This window comes from Rhodococcus sp. BP-349, assembly GCF_019835845.1.
Classification (GTDB): domain Bacteria; phylum Actinomycetota; class Actinomycetes; order Mycobacteriales; family Mycobacteriaceae; genus Rhodococcoides.
On record NZ_JABUDR010000003.1, the window covers coordinates 305,453 to 323,677 of the forward strand.

Consider the following 18,225-nt stretch of genomic DNA (forward strand, 5'->3'; position numbering starts at 1 on the left):
CGGCAGGGTGTGTTCGGTCGGACCGGTGCTTCAGGCAGGCACTTCGATCAACGGGTAGACGCCGTTCTCGTCGTGGCGCTCGTTGCCGACGACGGGCGGGTTGAACACGCACAGCATGCGCATGCGGGTCCGCGTCTCCACCGTGTGACGCTCGTGCCCGTTCAGCAGATACATCGATCCCGGACCCAGGTCGTACGTCTCGCCGGTCTCGCGGTCGGTGAGCGTGCCCTCGCCCTCGATGAGCCAGACGGCCTCGACATGGTTGGCGTAGTGGAAGTTGTTGACGGTGTTCGGCTCGATGGTGGTCTCGTGGAACGAGAACCCGACCCGGTCGCCGCCCAGGACGATCCGCTTGGACCGCCACTGGCCGTCCTCGCTCGCGATGTCGCGCTCGGTTCCGGTGATGGCCTCGGTGGTGCGAACGATCATGTGGTCCTCCTCGTGCTGTGCAGACGTGCGGAACGCGACTCGGTCAGGAGCAGACGGTCGCGGTGGCGTCGGCCAGGATGCCGAGACCGTGATCGAGATCCTCCTCGGTGATGGTGAGCGGCGGAAGCAGCTTGACCACCTCGTCCGAGGGACCGGACGTCTCGGCGAGCAGACCCTTGTCGTAGGCGATCGAGGTCACCTTCGACGCCTTCTCGGCATCCTCGAAGACGAGACCCTGGACCATGCCGCGCCCGCGGGTGCTGAGGCCCTCGAAGCGGGCCGAGAGATCGATGAACGCGTCCTGGATGCGCTCGCCCTTGGCCAGGATCGACGCCTCGAACGCGCCGTCCGACCAGTAGTGGTCGAGCGCGGCCTTGCTGGTGACGAAGGCCGGGCTGTTGCCGCGGAACGTGCCGTTGTGCTCGCCGGGACCCCAGACGTCGAGTTCCGGGCGCATGAGCGTCAGCGCCATCGGCATGCCGTAACCGCCGATCGACTTCGACAGCGTGACGATGTCCGGCACGATGCCCGCGTCCTCGAAGGAGAAGAACGGGCCGGTGCGGCCGACACCCATCTGCACGTCGTCGACGATCAGCAGGATGTCGCGGCGCTTCAGCAGGTCCGCGAGTCCGCGCAGCCACTCGGCACGGGCGACGTTGACGCCGCCCTCACCCTGGACCGTCTCGACGATGACGGCGGCAGGGCGGTTGATGCCGCTCCCCGAGTCGTCCAGCACCCGCTCCATCCACTGGAAGTCGTCCGTGGCACCGCCGAAGTAGTTGTCGAACGGCATCGGGGTGGCGTGGACGAGCGGGATGCCGGCTCCGGCGCGCTTCATGGAGTTGCCGGTGACGGAGAGTGCACCGAGGGTCATGCCGTGGAACGCGTTCGTGAAGTTGATGACCGAAGAACGGCCGGTGACCTTTCGCGCCAATTTGAGCGCGGCTTCCACGGTGTTCGTTCCGGTGGGGCCGGGGAATTGCACCTTGTAGTCGAGCCCGCGCGGCTCGAGAATGCGCGTGGTGAACGACTCGAGGAATTCGCGTTTCGCGACGGTGGACATGTCGAGACCGTGTGTGATGCCGTCGCGCATGATGTAGTCGACCAGTGCCTGCTTGAGCACGGGATTGTTGTGGCCGTAATTCAGCGCACCGGCGCCGGCGAAGAAGTCGAGGTAGCGACGACCGTTCTCGTCGGTGATCCACGAGCCCTGCGCGGTGTCGAACACCGCGGGCCACTGTCGGCTGTAACTACGGACCTGCGACTCGCGGGCCTCGAAGATGTCGGTGGTGGCGTCGGTCGGGGTGATGCTGGTGGTCATCGAGTTCCTTCGGGTGTGGTCGTCGGACGTGTCTGCGAGCGTGCCGTCGAACGGGCCGACCGTGTACAGGTCTTCAGGCTCGTGGCTGTCGGGAAAATCCGCCGCTGCGAACAGATCTCGTCGGGTGATGGTGGTGTCGCGTCGTCGCGCGAGCGAGGTGAAGAGGGCGATCGACGCGTCGTTGTCGGGGCTGATGGTGGTCTCGAGGAGGCGTGCGCCGCTCGGGGTGGTGCGGTCCACGAGACCCTGCAGCATGCGCACGGCGAGGCCGTGTCCACGCTGGTCGGAGTCGACCGCCACCTGCCAGACGAACAGGGTGTCGTCGGCGCCCGGCCGGATGTATCCGGTGACGAAGCCGACCGGACGGTCATCGGCGTCCACTGCCACGATCGAGGTGTCGGCGAAATCTCGGCACCACAACACGTAGGAGTAACTGGAATTCACGTCCAGTACTCGTGAGTCCCTCGCGATCTCCCACAATCGCGTCCCGTCGGCCACGCGCGGTGGGCGGAACGAGAAATCGATGTCGTCTGTCGGGGCGGCTCTCTGTAACACTGGCGTCATATTGCAATCGAACGTAACAAGACTGACCGGACATGTCAGGCGCCCTCGTCGTCAGGCGCGGAAATGGCCCGCCTATCGCCAGTACGTTCGCCCCTTGTGAGTGTGGTCACAGATGTGAAGACGCAGTCGCGAGATGGGGCTGATGTGACCAGTGTGGACAGGGTGATCAAGACCGAACGGTCTCGGACACGACGAAATAAATGGTCAGAGCCCGGCGAGGCATCCACCGTTCCCCTTCGGCGGTGGCTAATGTCCGCCTCACTATGACTCCCATGGTCAGACTTCCCCGGCCCGCCCGACTGCGAGGCGTCGCCGCACGTGTCGGTGCAGCCGGCTCGACCCCCGTCGCGATGGTGCTCGCCGTTCTGCTCCCCACCCTGGCGGCCGGAGTGTTCTGGGTCTCGCAGACCGATCGGCCCGTCACCACCGGAACCGTAACCGTCGCCTCCACCGCGGGCGGGTCGGCGACCGACCCGCTCGGGTCGAGTCGGGCCGCCCTGACCAACACGGTCCTGCCGCTGCAGATCCTGAGCGGCGGTATGTCCGAGCTGTCCGACGGCAGCGTGGAACTGGACGACGGCGCACATCAGATGTCCGACGGCCTGCACCAGGCCCGCGACGGGTCGGCCGAACTCGCCGACGGCATGACCCAGCTCCGCGCCGGTCTCTGGCAGCTCGGTGACGGCTCGTCGCAGGTGAGTGGGGGAGTCGATCGCGTGGTGGCTGCGCTCACCGGCGTCGGAGCCGCACAGGGTCAGATCGAACTGATCGTGCAGCAGACTCTCGACTCACTCGCCGCGTCCACCGATCCGGGTGCCGCGGCGTCCGCGGATCAGCTGCGGCCGGTCCTCGATCTGCTGCGCACCCAGGGGCTGAACGCCGGCGTGATGACCGACCTGGAGACGCTGCGCGACGGTGCGCGCACCGTGGCGTACCAACTCGACGACCCGTCCTCGGAGTTCGTCGACGGCATGGTGCGTGCCACCGACGGATCCGCGCAGCTGCGCGACGGCCTCGTCCTGCTCGACGACGGCGGGGTACGCCTCGTCGACGGCACCACGCGCCTGGTCGGGGGAGTCGGCCCGATGGAGACCATGTTCTCCACCCTGCGCACCAACGTGGAGAAAGCGTCCACCTCGCTGCCGGCAGCAGAGCGGATCGAACCCGACCCGGCCGGCGGCGGTACCTCGTACGTGGTGCGGTCCGCCTCGGACGCGTGGCCGTACCTCGCGGCGGCGTTCGCGCTCGTCGCAGCAGCGCTCGTCGGATTCTTCGTCCCGCGCGCCCGCGCCGCGGTCCTGGGGGCGGTGGCCACCGCGTCGACGATGGTGCTGGCCCTGACGTTCGCCGACACCGGCGCGAGCCTCTCGGGCTCGATGGTCTCGACCGTCCTGATCGGAGTCTGGGTCGCCGCGGTGGCCACTGCGGCGCGTGCACTGCGCACCGCACTCGGAGCCGTCCGTGCCGGAGTGGTGCTCGGGGTCCTCGGGCTCGTCCAGGTGGTGCTCGGCGGGCTGGTCCTGCGCGGGGTCGGTGGTCTGCCCGACACGGTCGGACTCTTCACCCCCCTCGGCCAACTGGTCCGGTCGTTGGAGAACGCCGCCGCGGGCGGAAGCATCGTCACCTCGCTCGTGTCGGTGATCGCCGCACTGGTCACGGCTGCGGTGTCGACGGCCGTCCTGGCCGCGCATCGCACGACCGAGACCGCCGACTCGGCCATGGACCACGACCCGAACGCGCCGGCCGAGCACGATGACGTCCGAACCGAGGACGACAGCGTCTCGCCGTCCGTACGCTAGGACCACCGGACGCTGGGACCACCGGTGGGACGATCCCGCGGCCGCAAATCGTGTCGGCGCCGGGTGGGCGGAGGAGAGTGACGTGCTGCTCGACGGAGCCAACGCACTGATCTACGGCGGAGGAGGTGTCGTCGGGAGCCGTCTGGCCGTCGCCCTGGCCCGAGACGGAGCACGCGTGCACCTCGCCGGCCGCTCCCGGACAAAGATGCAGCACGTCGTCGACAGCATCCGCGCGGACGGTGGCCACGCCGAGGCGGCCGTCATCGACGTGCTGGACGAGGTCGACGTCGACGAGTACGTGGACGTCGTCGCCGCCTGTTCCGGAAGCATCGACGTGTCGATCGACGTCATCGTCCCCGGCCGGGTGTCGCGCGTGATCCACCCGGAAGCGTCGTCACGTCGGCTCGATCGCACCGAGGTCGCGGATCTCGAACGTCCGGTCCTGGACGCGCTGCGTGCCCACTTCATCACCGCGCGCGCGGCCGCACGGCACATGGTGTGCCAGCATTCCGGGCTCATTCTCGTTCCGCGCTGCCTGTCGGCCGCAGGCTCGACCGGGCTGGACGCGTCGTCGCTGGCCTCCGTCGTCATCGATCGGCTCGCCGCGCAACTGGCCGGCGACCTGGTCAGCACCGGGGTGCGCGTCACCGCCGTGGACACCGATCCGACGTCGGCCGACGAGACGGCCCGACGGCTGGTGGCCGCGGCGTCAGACGGCGATACGTAGCGCCTCGACGAGGTCCCGGTACAGAGTGTCGGTGTCGAGCAGCTCGCGGTGCGTTCCCTTCGACCGGACTCGTCCGCGCTCGAGCACGAAGATGGTGTCCGCGTCGATGACCGTCGACAGGCGGTGCGCGATGGTCACGACGGCGCCGTGGACCGAGAGGTCGCGGATGGCGTCGTGGATCGCGGCCTCGGTGATGCCGTCCACCTGCGCGGTGGCCTCGTCCAACAGCAGGATGTCCGGCGGGCGGACGATGGCACGGGCCAGCGCGATGCGCTGACGCTCGCCGCCCGACACGGCCGAGTCGCGCAATTCCGTGCCGAGGCCGGCCGGGAGCAGCTCGATCTTCTCCGCCAGTCGCACCCTTTCGAGCGCCGCCCACAGCTCGGCGTCGGTGGCGTCCGGGTGGGTGAGCCGGAGATTGTCGGCGATCGTGCCCGGCAGCGTGGGCGTGGCCTGTTCGACGTAGCCGATGCGTGCGCGGATCTGGCCGTGCGACAGCGCGGAGTACGGAACTCCGTTCAGTGCAAGTTCGCCGTCCCTCGGTTCGAGGAAGCGCAGAATCAACGAGAACAGAGTCGTCTTGCCGGCACCCGACGGCCCGACGACGGCGGTGTGGCCGCGCGACGGAATGCTCATGTCGATCGCATTCACCGCAGCACCCTCGTCGCCGTATCCGGCCGTGACGCCGGTGAGGGTGAGCGCCGAGATCTCCGCACTCGCGGGCAGGTCCGTCACCGCGGTGGGTGCCTCGAGCTCGAGGTCCATCACCTGCACCTCGCGAATGCGGGCGGCCGCGGCGATGCCACGCTGCAGCTGCGACACGTAGAGCGTGAGCTGCGCGACCGGCCCCACCAACTGGAATGCGTAGAGCAGGAACGCGACCAGGCTGGAGACGGCCAGGGCACCCGAGCTCACCCGGTAGGCACCCACCCCGAGCACCGCGATGATGGTGAGTTGGATCCCGGACCCGGTGATGGTCCACGCCCAGGCCTCGAGACGCACCGCGCGGATACCGTAGGACGCCGAGACGCGAGCCTCCTCGATGACGAGTTCGCTCGAACGGTTCTCCGCCCGACTGGCCTTGACCGTGCGGACGGCGCGCAACGCACCCTCCAGAATCCCGCCGAGCCGACCCATCGCCTCTTGCGCATTGCGTTGAGCGAGAGCCACCTTCGGCATGAGGAACCCGGCTGCGACACCGATGAGACCGATGCCGAGCAGAGCCGTCCCGAGCAGCGGGAGGTCGAGCGTCGCCATGAGCACGATGACACCCACGATCGCGATGCTGCCGTTGACGATCTCGACCAGCGCCCAGGACGACGCCTCACGCAGCAGCATCGTGTCGGACGTGACCCGCGTGAGCATCTCCCCGGCGGGACGAGCGGTGACCGCCGGGATGGTGGCGCCGAAGAAGCGCCGCACCATCGACGACCGAGCCTCGAGCACGACGCGTTCGGCCATGGTTCCCAGCAGCAGGCGTTGCGCCAGGCCCACGATGATGCCCACGACGAGGAGCCCTACCAACAGCACGATGGCCGACCGCGTGGCGCCCGGAACGTCGAAGGAGTCCAGCAGGCGCTTGGTGACCAGCGGAGTGGCCAGGGACGACGCGGTGACCAGCAGACCGAGGAGCAGGCCGACGCGGAACAACCGGCGATGCGGGCGGATGAACGTCCAGAGCAGGCGGAGATTCGGAAGCCGACCGGGTGCGTCGGGAGTAGCTGTCGTCACCTCGTCACACTAGTCGCGCGCCGGCCGTCACACCTGTTGTAGAGCGACCTCCGGCTGACCAGCGACCGGCCTCCCGCCTACCCCGCCTACCCGACCGGCCTCCCGCCTACCCGCCTACCCGACCGGCCTCCGGCCTACCCGCCTACCCGACCGGCCTCCGGCCTACCCGCGACCGATCAACGCGAACGGCAGGACCGCATCGGCCCCTGCCTGCCGGAGCGCCCGCGCCGCCATGGTGAGCGTCCAGCCGGTGTCCGTGGAGAGATCGAGCAGGAGGACCGGTCCGTGGTGTGCTGTCAGATCGGGAGCCTCGAAGGCGTCCACCAACGAGGCGACGCGGAACGCGGAGTTCGCGCCCGAGACGGGCCGGGCATCGGGCCTGCGGTGCAGGACGCCCAGTGGCTCCAGCCTGCCGACCCTCGCCAGACGCTCCCCGAGGTCGTTCAACAGCGCCGGTCGAGAGTCGCTCTCCACGACCATCAGCCCGGTGGGCCGCTCGTTCCACGTCCACTCCGCGAGGACCTTGATGCACGCGGCCTCGAGCCCGTCGGGTGCCGGACCGTCCTCGCCGTCCGTCAGCGCGCGCAGGCGTGGTCCCCACACCGGGTCGGTGAGGCGGCCCAGGATGCGGCCGGTCTCCGGGCCGTCGGTGATCTTCCCCGACAGCTCGACGCCGACCTTCTTCAGTCCTGTCGGCCACTGCTTGCGGATGGCGAGGTCCAGCCCGGGTCGATCGAGACGGCGACGGGTCGACTCCACGTGATCGGCCGACACGTCCGCGGAGAGGTGCTGCCCGGTGCAGTTGTCGCAGCGCCCACATCGGTCCGCCTCCGCCTCCCCGGTGAGGGACGGATCGTCGAGTTGCCGCCGCAGGAACGCCATCCGACACTCGTCGGTGCTCTGGTACTCGATCATCGCGCGCTGTTCGGACAGCCGCGCCTCGTCGAGTCGTTCGTACCGCTCGCGGTCGTAGTGCCAGTGCTCCCCGGTGCCGAGCCAGCCGCCCTTGACCCGTCGGACGGCGCCGTCGACATCGAGGACTTTGAGCACCATCTCGAGGCGGGTGCGTCCGAGTTCGACGAGTGGTTCCAGTGCCTGGGTCGACTGGGCGCGCTCGGTGTCCAGCACCTCCAGCACCCGACGCACGACGTGCTCGCGGGGGAAGGCGACGGACGCGAAGTAGCTCCAGATCTCCCGGTCCTCGGGACCCGGCAGGAGGACGACGTCGGCGCGCTCGGTGGCGCGTCCCGCGCGGCCCACCTGCTGGTAGTAGGAGATGGGGGACGACGGTGCACCCACGTGCACGACGAACCCCAGATCGGGTTTGTCGAAACCCATCCCCAACGCCGAGGTCGCGATGAGCGCCTTCACGCGGTTCTGCAGCAGATCCTGTTCCGCCGCTTCGCGTTCCGTCGGATCGGTCTGGCCGGTGTAGGCGGCCACCTCCATTCCCCGGTCGCGCAGCAGCGCCGCGAGGTCGTTCGCTCCCGCGACCGTCAGCGAGTAGACGATGCCCGAGCCGGGCAGGGTCTCGAGATGGTCGGCGAGCCAGGCGATGCGCGCCGTCGGATCGGGGATGGTGACCACGGACAGGTGCAGCGACTCGCGCTGGAGACCGCCACGCAGGACGGTGGTGTCGGCACCGCCGACGCCGAGCTGTGCGGCGACGTCCTCGACCACCCGGTCGTTCGCGGTGGCCGTGGTGGCGAGAACGGGAACGCCGTCGCGCAGCTCGGCTATGAGCGACCTGATGCGGCGATAGTCCGGCCGGAAGTCGTGGCCCCAGTCGGAGACGCAGTGCGCCTCGTCCACCACGACGAGCCCCGCGTCCGCAGACAGCGAGGGCAGTACCTGATCGCGGAAGTCCGGATTGTTCAACCGCTCCGGGCTCACGAGCAACACGTCCAGCTGTCCGGCCGCGACGCGTGCGTGGACGTCGTCCCACTCGGTGACGTTGCCCGAGTTGATGGTGGCGGCGGTGACCCCGGCGCGCTCGGCCGCCGCGACCTGGTTGCGCATGAGCGCGAGCAGAGGCGACACGATGACGGTCGGTCCGAGCCCCTGCTCGCGCAGCAGGCGTGCGGCGATGAAGTACACGGCCGACTTTCCCCACCCGGTGCGCTGCACCACTAGTGCCCGTCGGTGATGGACGACGAGCGCCTCGATGGCCGTCCACTGATCCTCGCGGAGAACGGCGTCGGGGCCGGCGAGGTCGGTCAGCAACTCCTGTGCGCGTTCACGCGTACTCATGCGTCCTGCGTTCCGGCGAGCGCCCGGTCGACCTCGGCGGCGGTGGGAGCCGAGGAGCCCGCGCCGTCGCGCGTGGTGGCCACGGCACCGGCCGCGCACGCGCGCCGCACCGAGGCGGCGGGACCGTCGCGCCATGCGGCCGCGAGCGTGCCGGCGAAGACATCGCCGGCACCCGTGGTGTCGACGGCGTCGACGACGGGGGACGTATGGGTGGTGACGACGCCGTCGACACCGCGATGGCGAGCACCGTCCGCACCGAGGGTGGTGACCACGTGCGGAATGCGACCCAGTGCATCACCGAGCGCACTCTCCTCGTCGCGGTTGACGATCGCGACGTCGACGAGCCCTACCAGGTCGTCGGAGAGCGGTTGTACGGGTGAGGGGTTGAGGAACACGAGAGTGTCATGGGCCCGAGCGTGCCGCGCCGCCGCGACGACGGTGGCGACGGGAATCTCGAGCTGGCACAGCAGGACGTCGGCCTCGGCGACGGCAGCCAGTTCCTCCGCCGTGAGCTCGGTCAGTGTCTCGTTGGCGCCGCCCACGACGACGATGGAGTTCTCCGCGGCGTCGTCGACCGTGATGACCGCGACGCCGCTCGCGCCCTCGACCTCACGCAGCAGCGACGCGTCGACCTCGGCCCCGACGAGGGTCTCGCGCAGGTCGAGCGCGAACGTGTCGGAGCCGACTGCTCCGACGAAGACGACCTCGGCGCCCGCCCGGGCGGCGGCGACCGCCTGATTGGCGCCCTTTCCTCCGGGGGTGGTGCGGAACGCGCTGCCGAGAACCGTCTCACCCGGGACGGGCAGCGCGGGCGTGCGGGCGACGAGGTCCATGTTGATGCTGCCGACGATGGTGATGCGAGGACGTGCGGTGTCAGGAGCGGCCATGGTGCACGACACTAACGGGTGGTTCGGACACCCGAGCCGTCTCGACGAGCTGGCGGCCAGTCCACGAACGTCTTGCTCCTCGGGGGCGCGAACGTGCGCACCTTGGACGTGCGAAGACCCTGCCGGACCAGCCCCTCGGCGACGGTGATCGCCGCGGTCACCCCGTCGACGACGGGAACGTCGACCCTGGCCCGCACGGCGGCGTCGAGACCGGACATGCCGCCGCACCCCAGGACGATGACTTCGGCTCGGTCGTCGCGCACCGCACGTTCCGCCTCGTCGACGACGGCGAGTACCGCAGCATCGGGATCGCGCTCGAGATCCAGCACCCCGAGTCCGCTGGCGCGGACCGACGCGCAGCGGGTGTGCAGCCCCGCGACGAGAAGTCGGTCCTCGATCAGCGGGACCGTGCGGTCCAGTGTGGTCACCACCGAGAACGACCGACCGAGAAACATCGCGGTGCTCGCCGCGGCCTCGGTGATGTCGACGACGGGAACGTCGAGCAGCTCCTGCAGGCCTTCGCGGCCGTGCTCGCCGTAGCCGGCCTGCACGACGGCGTCGAACGGTTCCGCGTACGCGCGGACGGTCTCCATGACCGCGACAGCGGCGAGGTAGGACTCGTAGTTTCCCTCCACCGACTCGGGCCCGAACGCGGGCGTCAGCGCGACGACAGTGTTACCCGGCGACGCGATCTCGCGGGCGCGCGCACCGATGGCCTCGGTCATGGATCGCGTCGTGTTGACGTTGACGACGAGGATGCGCACGGCAGCTCCGGAGTTCGGCGGGAACGGGGTTCGGCGACGCTCAGCGTAGACGGGCCTCGCGCGCCGGAAGATATATCGCGAACTCGGTTACGTTGGCAGCGCACGAGCGTGAAGCGAACGAGAGGACCGGACCCAGACCATGGCCGAACTGTTCTGCAACGGAGGCGCCATGCGTGGCGGCAACCTGCACCACAACGTCTCCAGCCACACCTTCCTCGGCTCGGTGCGGACGGCGCCGAACTACCGGTTCTTCGCGGTGCGCGACGAGTTCCCGGGACTGCTGCTGACCGAGACCGGTGGCGCCTCCATCGCCGGTGAGCTGTACGACGTCCCGATGGAGAACATCCGTACCGACTTCTTGCCGGAGGAGCCCGTCGAACTCGAACTCTCGGTCATCGAGCTCGCCGACGGACGGTCGGTGATGGCCGTGGTGCTGCGACCGGGCCTGGTCGACTCGCTGTCCGCCGAGCTCACCGAGATCACGGATCTCGGTGGGTGGCGTGCCTATCGCGGGCTTCCCGATCCGGACGAGACCGTCTCTGCGGGAGCATGAGTCGTGTCCGCCGCTGCTGACTTCCTCCTCTTTCCCGATCTCGCCTCGCGCGCTCTGGGCGGGTCGGTGAGCGCCGCCAACGACGAGTTGTTCGCCCAGCGCGAGAACCTGATCAAGCCGACGGCGCCGTTCTTCGATCCGTCGGAGTTCGGCCACAAGGGCAAGGTGTACGACGGCTGGGAGACCCGCCGCCGACGCGACGACGGGCACGACTGGGCCCTCGTGCGGCTGGGTGCGGCGGGCATCGTGCACGGCGTCGTCGTGGACACCGCGTTCTTCCGCGGCAACTATCCGCCGTTCGTGTCGGTCGAGGCCGCGTCCGTCGAGGGCTACCCCTCGGCCGAGGAACTGTCGACGGTGCAGTGGCACACCATCGTCGAGAAGTCGCCGGCCGACGGTGACACGGCGAATCTGTATCCCGTGACCGACACCCGTCGCTGGACCCACGTCAGGTTGTCGATCTATCCGGACGGGGGAGTGGCGCGGTTGCGGGTGCACGGCGAGGTGGTGCCCGACCCGCGGTTCCTGACCGGAACGGTCGATCTGCTGGCGGCGGAACACGGTGGGCGGCTCGTGGAGTGCTCGGACGCGTTCTACGCGTCTCCGGCCAACATCATCCTGCCCGGCCGTGCCCGGAACATGGGTGAGGGGTGGGAGAACTCGCGTCGGCGAGGCGGCGGAAACGACCACGCGACGTTCGCTCTCGCTGTCGCCGGGGTGCCGCGGCACGTGGAGGTGGACACGTCGTACTACGTCGGCAACGCCCCGGGCTGGGTGCGACTGAGCACCGTCGACGATCGGGTCGCCGACGTCGCGGATCGGTCCGCGTGGGCCGAGGTCCTGCCGCGCACGGCGGTCCAGCCCGACACGCGGCACCTGTTCCTTCTCGACGGCGCCCCTGCCGCAACACATCTGCGCCTCGACGTCTACCCGGACGGGGGTCTGTCCCGGCTGCGGTTGTTCGGCGATCCGGACGAGCGTGGCCGCGTCGACGCGCGCGCCGCCTGGTGGGACGGGCTTCCCGCCGAACACCGCGCACTCCTCGCCGAGCAGGCCCCGGCATGAGCGCGTGGGATCTCGCGTTCCGCGCGCGCCGTGCGGTCGTGACCGCGGCCGACGGTTCCCGTACCGAGACGGCGTGCACGGTGGGGGTGCGGGACGGCCGCATCGTCGCCGTCGTGGGTCACGACGATCCCGTCGATGCGGACGTCGTCGTGGACCTGGCCGACGACGAGGTACTGCTCCCGGGCCTGGTGGACACCCACGTGCACGTGAACGAGCCCGGTCGCACCGAGTGGGAGGGTTTCGCGAGTGCGACGGCCGCCGCGGCCGCCGGGGGCATCACGACCCTGATCGACATGCCGCTCAACAGTATTCCGTCGACGGTCTCCACCGACGCACTCGACGTCAAACGAGCGGTGGCCGAGCCCGAGGCTCGCATCGACGTCGGCTTCTGGGGTGGCGCCGTACCCGGCAACGTCCCGGACCTGCGCGCGATGCACGAGGCCGGTGTCTTCGGCTTCAAGTGCTTCCTGTTGCACTCGGGTGTCGACGAGTTCCCGCCTCTCTCGGCCGACGAGCTCGAGGAGGCGATGCGGGAGATCGCCTCGTTCGACGGACTGCTGATCGTGCACGCCGAGGACGCGCAGATCATCGCCGACTCCGAGAACGCCGGCGGCCGGGACTACGCAGGTTTCCTCGCGTCGCGACCGCGCGCCGCGGAGAACACGGCCATCGCCGACGTGATCGCGGCGTCGCGGCGGACGGGATGCCGCGTCCACATCCTGCACCTGTCGAGTGCCGACGCCGTGCCGCTCGTGGCGGCGGCGAAGAAGGACGGTGTGCGGATCACTGCCGAGACCTGCCCGCACTACCTGTCGTTCGCGGCGGAGGAGATCGCGGACGGGGCGACCCAGTTCAAGTGCTGCCCGCCCATCAGGGAGGCCGACAACCGGGACGCGTTGTGGCAGGCGTTGTCCGACGGCGTGATCGACACGGTGGTCACCGATCACTCGCCGTGCACCACGGAGCTCAAGCGGTTCGACATCGGCGACTTCGGTGTCGCGTGGGGCGGCATCGCCTCGCTGCAGGTGTCCTTGGCCGCCGTGTGGTCCGAGGCCCGTCGGCGTGGGCACTCTCTCGCCGACGTCGTCGGGTGGATGTCCGCGGCGACGGCGGCTCAGGTCGGACTGGAGAGCAAGGGCGCGATCGCGGTGGGCAAGGACGCCGACCTGGCGGTGTTCGCACCGGACCAGGAGTTCGTGGTGCACGCGGAGGAACTGAGGCACAGGAATCCGGTGAGTGCGTACGACGACCGCACGGTGACGGGCTGTGTGCGCTCGACCTGGCTCGCCGGACGACGCATCGATCTCGACGGGCCACGGCAGGGAAGGCTGCTGACGCGCGGCTGATTGCAGATTGTTGACAATCAGACGATCGTCCTCGACAGTGAGGGCATGACTGCAGCAGCATTCGTGCCTCGAACAGCCGACGACTCCACCGGTATCCACACCGCTCGGCTGTCGCCCGCCCTGAAGCAGGCCACACCCATCGTCGTGGATCACGCGTCGGGAAGTTGGATCACCGGGACCGACGGGCGCCGCTACCTCGACTTCACCACGGGTATCGGCGTGACCAGCACCGGGCACTGCCATCCGCGCGTGGTCGCGGCGGCGCGTGAGCAGGTCGGCAAGGTCATCCACGCGCAGTACACGACCGTCATGCACACGCCCCTGCTCGAGTTGACCGAAAAGCTCGGCACCGTGTTGCCGGCCGGCCTGGACAGCGTGTTCTACGCCAACTCGGGGTCCGAGGCCGTCGAGGCGTCGATTCGTCTCGCGCGCATGGCCACCGGCCGCCCGAACATCATCGCGTTCCACGGCGGCTTCCATGGTCGCACCGTCGCCGCGGCGACCCTCACCACTGCCGGGACCAAGTTCCGGTCCGGCTTCGCGCCGATGATGGGCGGCGTCCACATCGCACCGTTCCCGTACGCGTTCCGGTACGGCTGGGACCTCGACACCGCGGTGACCTTCGCCTTGCGCGAGCTCGACTACCTGCTGCAGACCGTGTCCGCCGTCGCCGACACCGCGGCGTTCATCATCGAGCCGGTCCTGGGCGACGGTGGTTACCTTCCCACCCCGCCGGCGTTCATGGACGGACTCCGAGAGCGAGCCGACCGGCACGGCATCGTGCTCATCGTGGACGAGGTCCAGGCGGGAGTGGGCCGCACGGGGAAGTTCTGGGGTCACCAGTTCTCCGATTCCACCCCGGACGTTCTCATCACGGCCAAGGGTCTCGCCAGCGGCTTCCCGATCTCCGCGATCGCCGCCTCGACCGCCCTCATGAGTACCGCCCTGCCGGGATCGCAGGGCGGCACCTACGGCGGGAACGCGGTGGCCGCGGCGGCCGCCGTCGCCACGCTCGACGTGGTCGAGGACGAGGGCCTGGTGGAGAACGCCCGTCTGCGTGGGGAGCAGCTTCTCGGTGGACTGCGTGAGATCGCGGCTCGGCACGACGAGATCGGAGATGCCCGCGGGCTCGGTCTGATGGCGGCATTCGAGTTCGTCGACGACGCCGGGGACGCCGATCCGGGCGCCGCGCTCGCTCTGCAGAAGGCAGCGCTGGACCGCGATCTCCTGTTGTTGACGTGCGGTGCGCTGGGCAACGTGGTGCGCATCATCCCGCCCCTCGTGGTGACGCGGGACGAGGTCGAGCTGGGACTCGAGCGCATCGCGGAGGCGTGCGACGCGGCGCTGGGAGTTCGGTCGTGACGACGACGGTCGACCGACCCGTGCCGGTGGCCGATCGCAGCATTCTGATCGGTGGTCGATGGCGGGACGCGGTGGACGGCCGCACGTTCGACGTCGAGAACCCTGCCACCGGCGAGACCATCGCGCGCGTCGCCGACGGGGGGCCCGCCGACGCCGCTCTGGCGCTCGATGCCGCGAGCGCCGCCCAGTCTGCGTGGGCGGCGACGTCGCCGCGGGAGCGGAGCGTCGTGCTGCGCCGTGCGTTCGACCTCGTGGTCGAGCGGACGGAGGACCTCGCCGCCGTGATGACCGCCGAGATGGGCAAGCCGCTCGCCGAGGCGCGCGGCGAGGTCGCCTACGCAGCCGAGTTCCTTCGCTGGTTCTCCGAGGAGGCCGTCCGCATCGCCGGCGATCACACCCTGACCGGCGACGGGTCGACGCGCATGGTGGTCACACGAGTACCGGTGGGACCGTGTGTGCTGGTGACGCCCTGGAACTTTCCGCTGGCCATGGGTGCCCGCAAGATCGGGCCCGCTGTGGCCGCCGGATGCACCATGGTGTTCAAGCCGGCAGAACAGACACCGCTCACCTCGCTCGCTCTGGCCCGCATCTTCCAGGAGGCCGGACTTCCGGACGGCGTCCTCAACATCGTCACGACCTCTGACGCGGGTGGCGTCGTCGAACCGTGGTTGCGCAGCGGTGTGGCTCGGAAGCTGAGTTTCACGGGCTCCACCGCCGTCGGCAGGCTGTTGCTCGGCCAGGCGGCGTCCACCGTCATGCGGACGTCGATGGAACTGGGCGGGAACGCGCCCCTCGTCGTCTGTGCGGACGCCGATCTGGGGACGGCGCTCGACGGAGCCATGATCGCCAAGATGCGCAACATGGGGGAGGCCTGCACCGCCGCCAACCGCTTGTTCGTCCATCGGTCCGTCGTCGACACCTTCGCGGAGCAGCTGACCGCGCGGATGGCCGAGCTGACCGTGGGAGACGGTGCGCACGAGGGTGTCCGGGTCGGCCCGCTGATCGATGCGGAGGGCCGCGCGAAGGTGCAGCGTCTCGTCGACGACGCGGTGAGACTCGGCGCGCGGATCCTGACCGGCGGTGCCACGCCGGAGGGGCCGGGATACTTCTACCCTCCGACGGTGCTGGTGGACGTCCCACCCGACGCCGAGATCATGCACACCGAGATCTTCGGGCCGGTCGCCGCGATCATCACCTTCGACGACGAGGACGAGGTGGTGCGCATCGCCAACGACACCGAGTGGGGTCTCGTGGGCTACGTGTTCACTCGCGACGTCGACCGGGCCTTCGATCTGGGCGAGCGTCTCGAGGTGGGCATGGTCGGTCTCAACACCGGGCTGGTGTCCAACCCCGCGGCACCCTTCGGCGGGGTCAAGCAGTCCGGACTGGGACGCGAGGGCGGGCGTCTCGGCATCGACGAGTTCCTCGAGGTGAAGTACTTCGCCGTGCCGCGTCGGCCGGGGCGGACGCGGTGACGGCCACTCGACGGCTGACGCCCCTCGACGCCCGCACCACGTCGATCGTCATCGCGGACCAGTTGCGCGAGCGCATCATCGACGGATCGTTCGCACCGGGGGAGCAGGTGCACGAGGCGACGGTCGCGACCGAACTCGCCGTCTCCCGCGGACCCGTTCGCGAGGCGCTGCAGCGGCTGAGTCAGGAGGGATTGCTCGTCTCCCTCCGCAATCGCGGCGTGTTCGTCGTCGAGCTGGGTGAGTCCGACGTCGCCGAGATCTACCAGGCGCGCGCGGCCATCGAGATCGGTGCCGCGTTCACCGTTCTGCAGCGTGGTGACTCCGGACGCGTCGCGGACGCGTTGTCGCGCAACGTGGTCGAGATGCAACCGGCCATCGACCGGGGCGACTGGCGGTCGGTGGCCGAGCGGGATCTCGCGTTCCACACCGCCCTGGTCGCGGCGACGGGCAACAGCCGGATGAGCCGGATGTACGCGACGCTCGCCGCCGAGGCCCGCATCTGCATGGCCAACCTCGAGACCGCGTACCACCGGCCCGATGCGTTGATCGAGGAGCACACGCTGCTGGTCGATCTGCTGCGAGCGCAGGACTGGGCCCGACTCGAACCCGCTCTGCGCGAACACATGGACACCGCCGTGCACGATCTGACGGCGTCGCTACGCGAGTCGGCGGAGACCGCGTAGTCACTCGCGCTGCGCCCGCGGGTGCGAGCACCTACGCTCACTCTACGAACCCGGAGAACCTCGAAAACGTCAGGGGTACAACATGATCGACACGATCAGTACGGCCGAACACAGCTCCCGCCTCGCTGCCGTGCGTGCCGTCATGGCCGAGCGGGGTCTCGCGGCGCTCATGGTCACCGATCCGTCGAACATCTACTATCTGACGGCCTACAACGCCCTGTCGTTCTACACCCCGCAGGTGCTCTTCGTGCCGGCCGAGGGCGACATGCTGTTCTTCGCCCGCGCCATGGACGCGCACGGCGCCTCACGCACGTCGTGGCTGCCCGAAGACCAGGTGTTCGGCTATCCGGAGACCCTGGTGCAACGGCCGGACACCCATCCCTTCGTGTGGGTGGCCGACACGCTGCGCGGACTGAGCCTGGTCTCGAACTTCGAGCACGGCCAGGTGGGGCTCGAGATGGACTCCTACTACTTCAGCCCCAAGGCGTTCGAGGCACTCGTGAAGTGCCTGCCGGAGTACCGGTTCGTCGATTCGCGGGAACTGGTGAACTGGGTGCGATCGGTGAAGTCGGACACCGAGATCGAGCTGATGCGCGGGGCGGCGGCGATCTGCGAGAGTGCCATGGCGACCGCGATGGACGCGATCGCCGTCGGTGTGCGTCAGTGCGACGCCGCCGCGGCGATCTCCGCGGCGCAGGTGCGCGGCACGGACGACTTCGGCGGCGACCACCCGGCCATCGTTCCGATGCTGCCCACCGGTGAGGGTGCAGACACCCCGCATCTCACCTGGACCGACCGGCCGTTCCGGGACGGGGAGTCGACCGTGGTGGAACTGACCGGGGTGTTCCGCCGCTACCACGTCCCGATGGCGCGGACGGTCTCGCTCGGGCGACCGGACCCGCGCATGGCCGGTCTCGCCGCCGCCACCGACGACGCACTCGGAGCCGTGCTCGCGGAGATGAGGCCCGGAGTGCAGACCAGTGACCTCGCGGCGACGTGGAACCGTGAACTGGGCCGGGCTGGATTTCACAAGCCTTCCCGCATCGGGTACTCGATCGGTATCGCGTACGCGCCGGACTGGGGCGAGCGCACCATCAGCCTGCGCAGCGACGACGCCACGATCCTGCAGCGCAACATGACGTTCCACGTCATCGGCGGTATGTGGCTCGACGGTTACGGATACGAGGTGTCCGAGTCCGTGGTGGTCACCGACACCGGTATCGACACCTTCACCGCCTACCCGCGATGCCTGACAGTCAAGGAGTGACG

Annotated in this window: 15 protein-coding genes and 1 pseudogene; 9 read left to right on the forward strand and 7 right to left on the reverse strand. The window is 69.4% G+C overall.

The annotated features are described in order from the left end of the window. Nucleotides 1–30: 30 nt before the first annotated feature. From HQ325_RS17845 to ectA, 3 genes and pseudogenes are all read right to left on the reverse strand, one after another. The gene (locus HQ325_RS17845; protein WP_204868365.1) at nt 31–429 is read right to left on the reverse strand and encodes an ectoine synthase; all 399 of its coding nucleotides are present in this window, start codon (nt 427–429) and stop codon (nt 31–33) included. 43 nt (nt 430–472) lie between these two features. Then, nucleotides 473–1,750 carry a diaminobutyrate--2-oxoglutarate transaminase gene (gene ectB / locus HQ325_RS17850; protein ID WP_261778664.1) on the reverse strand — a complete coding sequence of 426 codons (1,278 nt, stop codon included), beginning with the start codon at nt 1,748–1,750 and terminating at the stop codon, nt 473–475. Nucleotides 1,751–1,810: 60 nt separating this feature from the next. After that, a pseudogene (gene ectA / locus HQ325_RS22635) lies at nt 1,811–2,314 on the reverse strand (diaminobutyrate acetyltransferase); the annotation flags it as partial. A 272-nt stretch (nt 2,315–2,586) separates the two neighbouring features. Here ectA and HQ325_RS17855 point away from each other — a divergent pair. Together HQ325_RS17855 and HQ325_RS17860 are read left to right on the forward strand one after the other, a co-directional pair. After that, on the forward strand, nt 2,587–4,113 hold the full coding sequence (locus tag HQ325_RS17855) for a hypothetical protein (protein WP_222631516.1): 1,527 nt from the start codon (nt 2,587–2,589) through the stop codon (nt 4,111–4,113). A gap of 82 nt (nt 4,114–4,195) precedes the next feature. After that, nucleotides 4,196–4,840, forward strand: a complete 645-nt coding sequence (locus HQ325_RS17860) for an SDR family NAD(P)-dependent oxidoreductase (protein ID WP_222631518.1) — start codon at nt 4,196–4,198, stop codon at nt 4,838–4,840. On the opposite strand, the gene HQ325_RS17865 is transcribed toward HQ325_RS17860, so the two are convergent. The 4 genes from HQ325_RS17865 to HQ325_RS17880 all read right to left on the reverse strand — a co-directional run bounded on the left by HQ325_RS17865 (nt 4,823) and on the right by HQ325_RS17880 (nt 10,472). Then, nucleotides 4,823–6,571 carry an ABC transporter ATP-binding protein gene (locus HQ325_RS17865; protein ID WP_222631520.1) on the reverse strand — a complete coding sequence of 583 codons (1,749 nt, stop codon included), beginning with the start codon at nt 6,569–6,571 and terminating at the stop codon, nt 4,823–4,825. The genes HQ325_RS17860 and HQ325_RS17865 overlap by 18 nt on opposite strands. A 162-nt stretch (nt 6,572–6,733) precedes the next feature. Then, nucleotides 6,734–8,821 (reverse strand): RecQ family ATP-dependent DNA helicase, encoded by a 2,088-nt coding sequence (locus HQ325_RS17870; protein ID WP_222631522.1) that lies wholly within the window; start codon nt 8,819–8,821, stop codon nt 6,734–6,736. Beyond that, nucleotides 8,818–9,708 (reverse strand): ribokinase, encoded by an 891-nt coding sequence (locus HQ325_RS17875; RefSeq protein WP_222631523.1) that lies wholly within the window; start codon nt 9,706–9,708, stop codon nt 8,818–8,820. Before HQ325_RS17875 ends, HQ325_RS17870 begins: the two co-directional genes overlap by 4 nt. A gap of 11 nt (nt 9,709–9,719) precedes the next feature. Then, on the reverse strand, nt 9,720–10,472 hold the full coding sequence (locus HQ325_RS17880) for an aspartate/glutamate racemase family protein (protein ID WP_222631525.1): 753 nt from the start codon (nt 10,470–10,472) through the stop codon (nt 9,720–9,722). A gap of 139 nt (nt 10,473–10,611) precedes the next feature. Here HQ325_RS17880 and HQ325_RS17885 point away from each other — a divergent pair, with 139 nt between their 5' ends. From HQ325_RS17885 to HQ325_RS17915, 7 genes are all read left to right on the forward strand, one after another. Then, nucleotides 10,612–11,025: a gamma-glutamylcyclotransferase gene (locus HQ325_RS17885; protein ID WP_027505680.1), complete on the forward strand. Its 414-nt coding sequence runs from the start codon at nt 10,612–10,614 to the stop codon at nt 11,023–11,025. Between the two features lie 3 nt (nt 11,026–11,028). Beyond that, a complete protein-coding gene (gene alc, locus HQ325_RS17890) occupies nt 11,029–12,090 on the forward strand; it encodes an allantoicase (protein WP_222631528.1) in 1,062 nt (353 codons plus the stop codon). Beyond that, nucleotides 12,087–13,436 carry an allantoinase AllB gene (allB, locus tag HQ325_RS17895; protein ID WP_222631530.1) on the forward strand — a complete coding sequence of 450 codons (1,350 nt, stop codon included), beginning with the start codon at nt 12,087–12,089 and terminating at the stop codon, nt 13,434–13,436. The genes alc and allB overlap by 4 nt, the downstream gene beginning before the upstream one ends. Before the next feature lie 45 nt (nt 13,437–13,481). After that, nucleotides 13,482–14,798, forward strand: coding sequence for an aspartate aminotransferase family protein (locus tag HQ325_RS17900; RefSeq protein WP_222631531.1), 1,317 nt, complete (start codon nt 13,482–13,484; stop codon nt 14,796–14,798). Next, on the forward strand, nt 14,795–16,273 hold the full coding sequence (locus HQ325_RS17905) for an NAD-dependent succinate-semialdehyde dehydrogenase (RefSeq protein ID WP_222631533.1): 1,479 nt from the start codon (nt 14,795–14,797) through the stop codon (nt 16,271–16,273). Before HQ325_RS17900 ends, HQ325_RS17905 begins: the two co-directional genes overlap by 4 nt. Next, nucleotides 16,270–16,956, forward strand: coding sequence for a GntR family transcriptional regulator (locus HQ325_RS17910; RefSeq protein ID WP_308014717.1), 687 nt, complete (start codon nt 16,270–16,272; stop codon nt 16,954–16,956). Before HQ325_RS17905 ends, HQ325_RS17910 begins: the two co-directional genes overlap by 4 nt. Before the next feature lie 82 nt (nt 16,957–17,038). Beyond that, complete coding sequence (locus HQ325_RS17915) at nt 17,039–18,223, forward strand: Xaa-Pro peptidase family protein (RefSeq protein ID WP_222631535.1); 1,185 nt, start codon at nt 17,039–17,041, stop codon at nt 18,221–18,223. Nucleotides 18,224–18,225 lie beyond the last annotated feature (2 nt).

What these genes read in the sequence shown, in the direction of transcription:
- HQ325_RS17845 (WP_204868365.1), bottom strand. Translation starts at nt 429, where the DNA reads ATGATCGTTCGCACCACCGAGGCCATCACCGGAACCGAGCGCGACATC.
- ectB (WP_261778664.1), bottom strand. Translation starts at nt 1,750, where the DNA reads ATGACCACCAGCATCACCCCGACCGACGCCACCACCGACATCTTCGAG.
- HQ325_RS17855 (WP_222631516.1), top strand. Translation starts at nt 2,587, where the DNA reads ATGGTCAGACTTCCCCGGCCCGCCCGACTGCGAGGCGTCGCCGCACGT.
- HQ325_RS17870 (WP_222631522.1), bottom strand. Translation starts at nt 8,821, where the DNA reads ATGAGTACGCGTGAACGCGCACAGGAGTTGCTGACCGACCTCGCCGGC.
- HQ325_RS17875 (WP_222631523.1), bottom strand. Translation starts at nt 9,708, where the DNA reads ATGGCCGCTCCTGACACCGCACGTCCTCGCATCACCATCGTCGGCAGC.
- HQ325_RS17885 (WP_027505680.1), top strand. Translation starts at nt 10,612, where the DNA reads ATGGCCGAACTGTTCTGCAACGGAGGCGCCATGCGTGGCGGCAACCTG.
- allB (WP_222631530.1), top strand. Translation starts at nt 12,087, where the DNA reads ATGAGCGCGTGGGATCTCGCGTTCCGCGCGCGCCGTGCGGTCGTGACC.
- HQ325_RS17900 (WP_222631531.1), top strand. Translation starts at nt 13,482, where the DNA reads ATGACTGCAGCAGCATTCGTGCCTCGAACAGCCGACGACTCCACCGGT.
- HQ325_RS17915 (WP_222631535.1), top strand. Translation starts at nt 17,039, where the DNA reads ATGATCGACACGATCAGTACGGCCGAACACAGCTCCCGCCTCGCTGCC.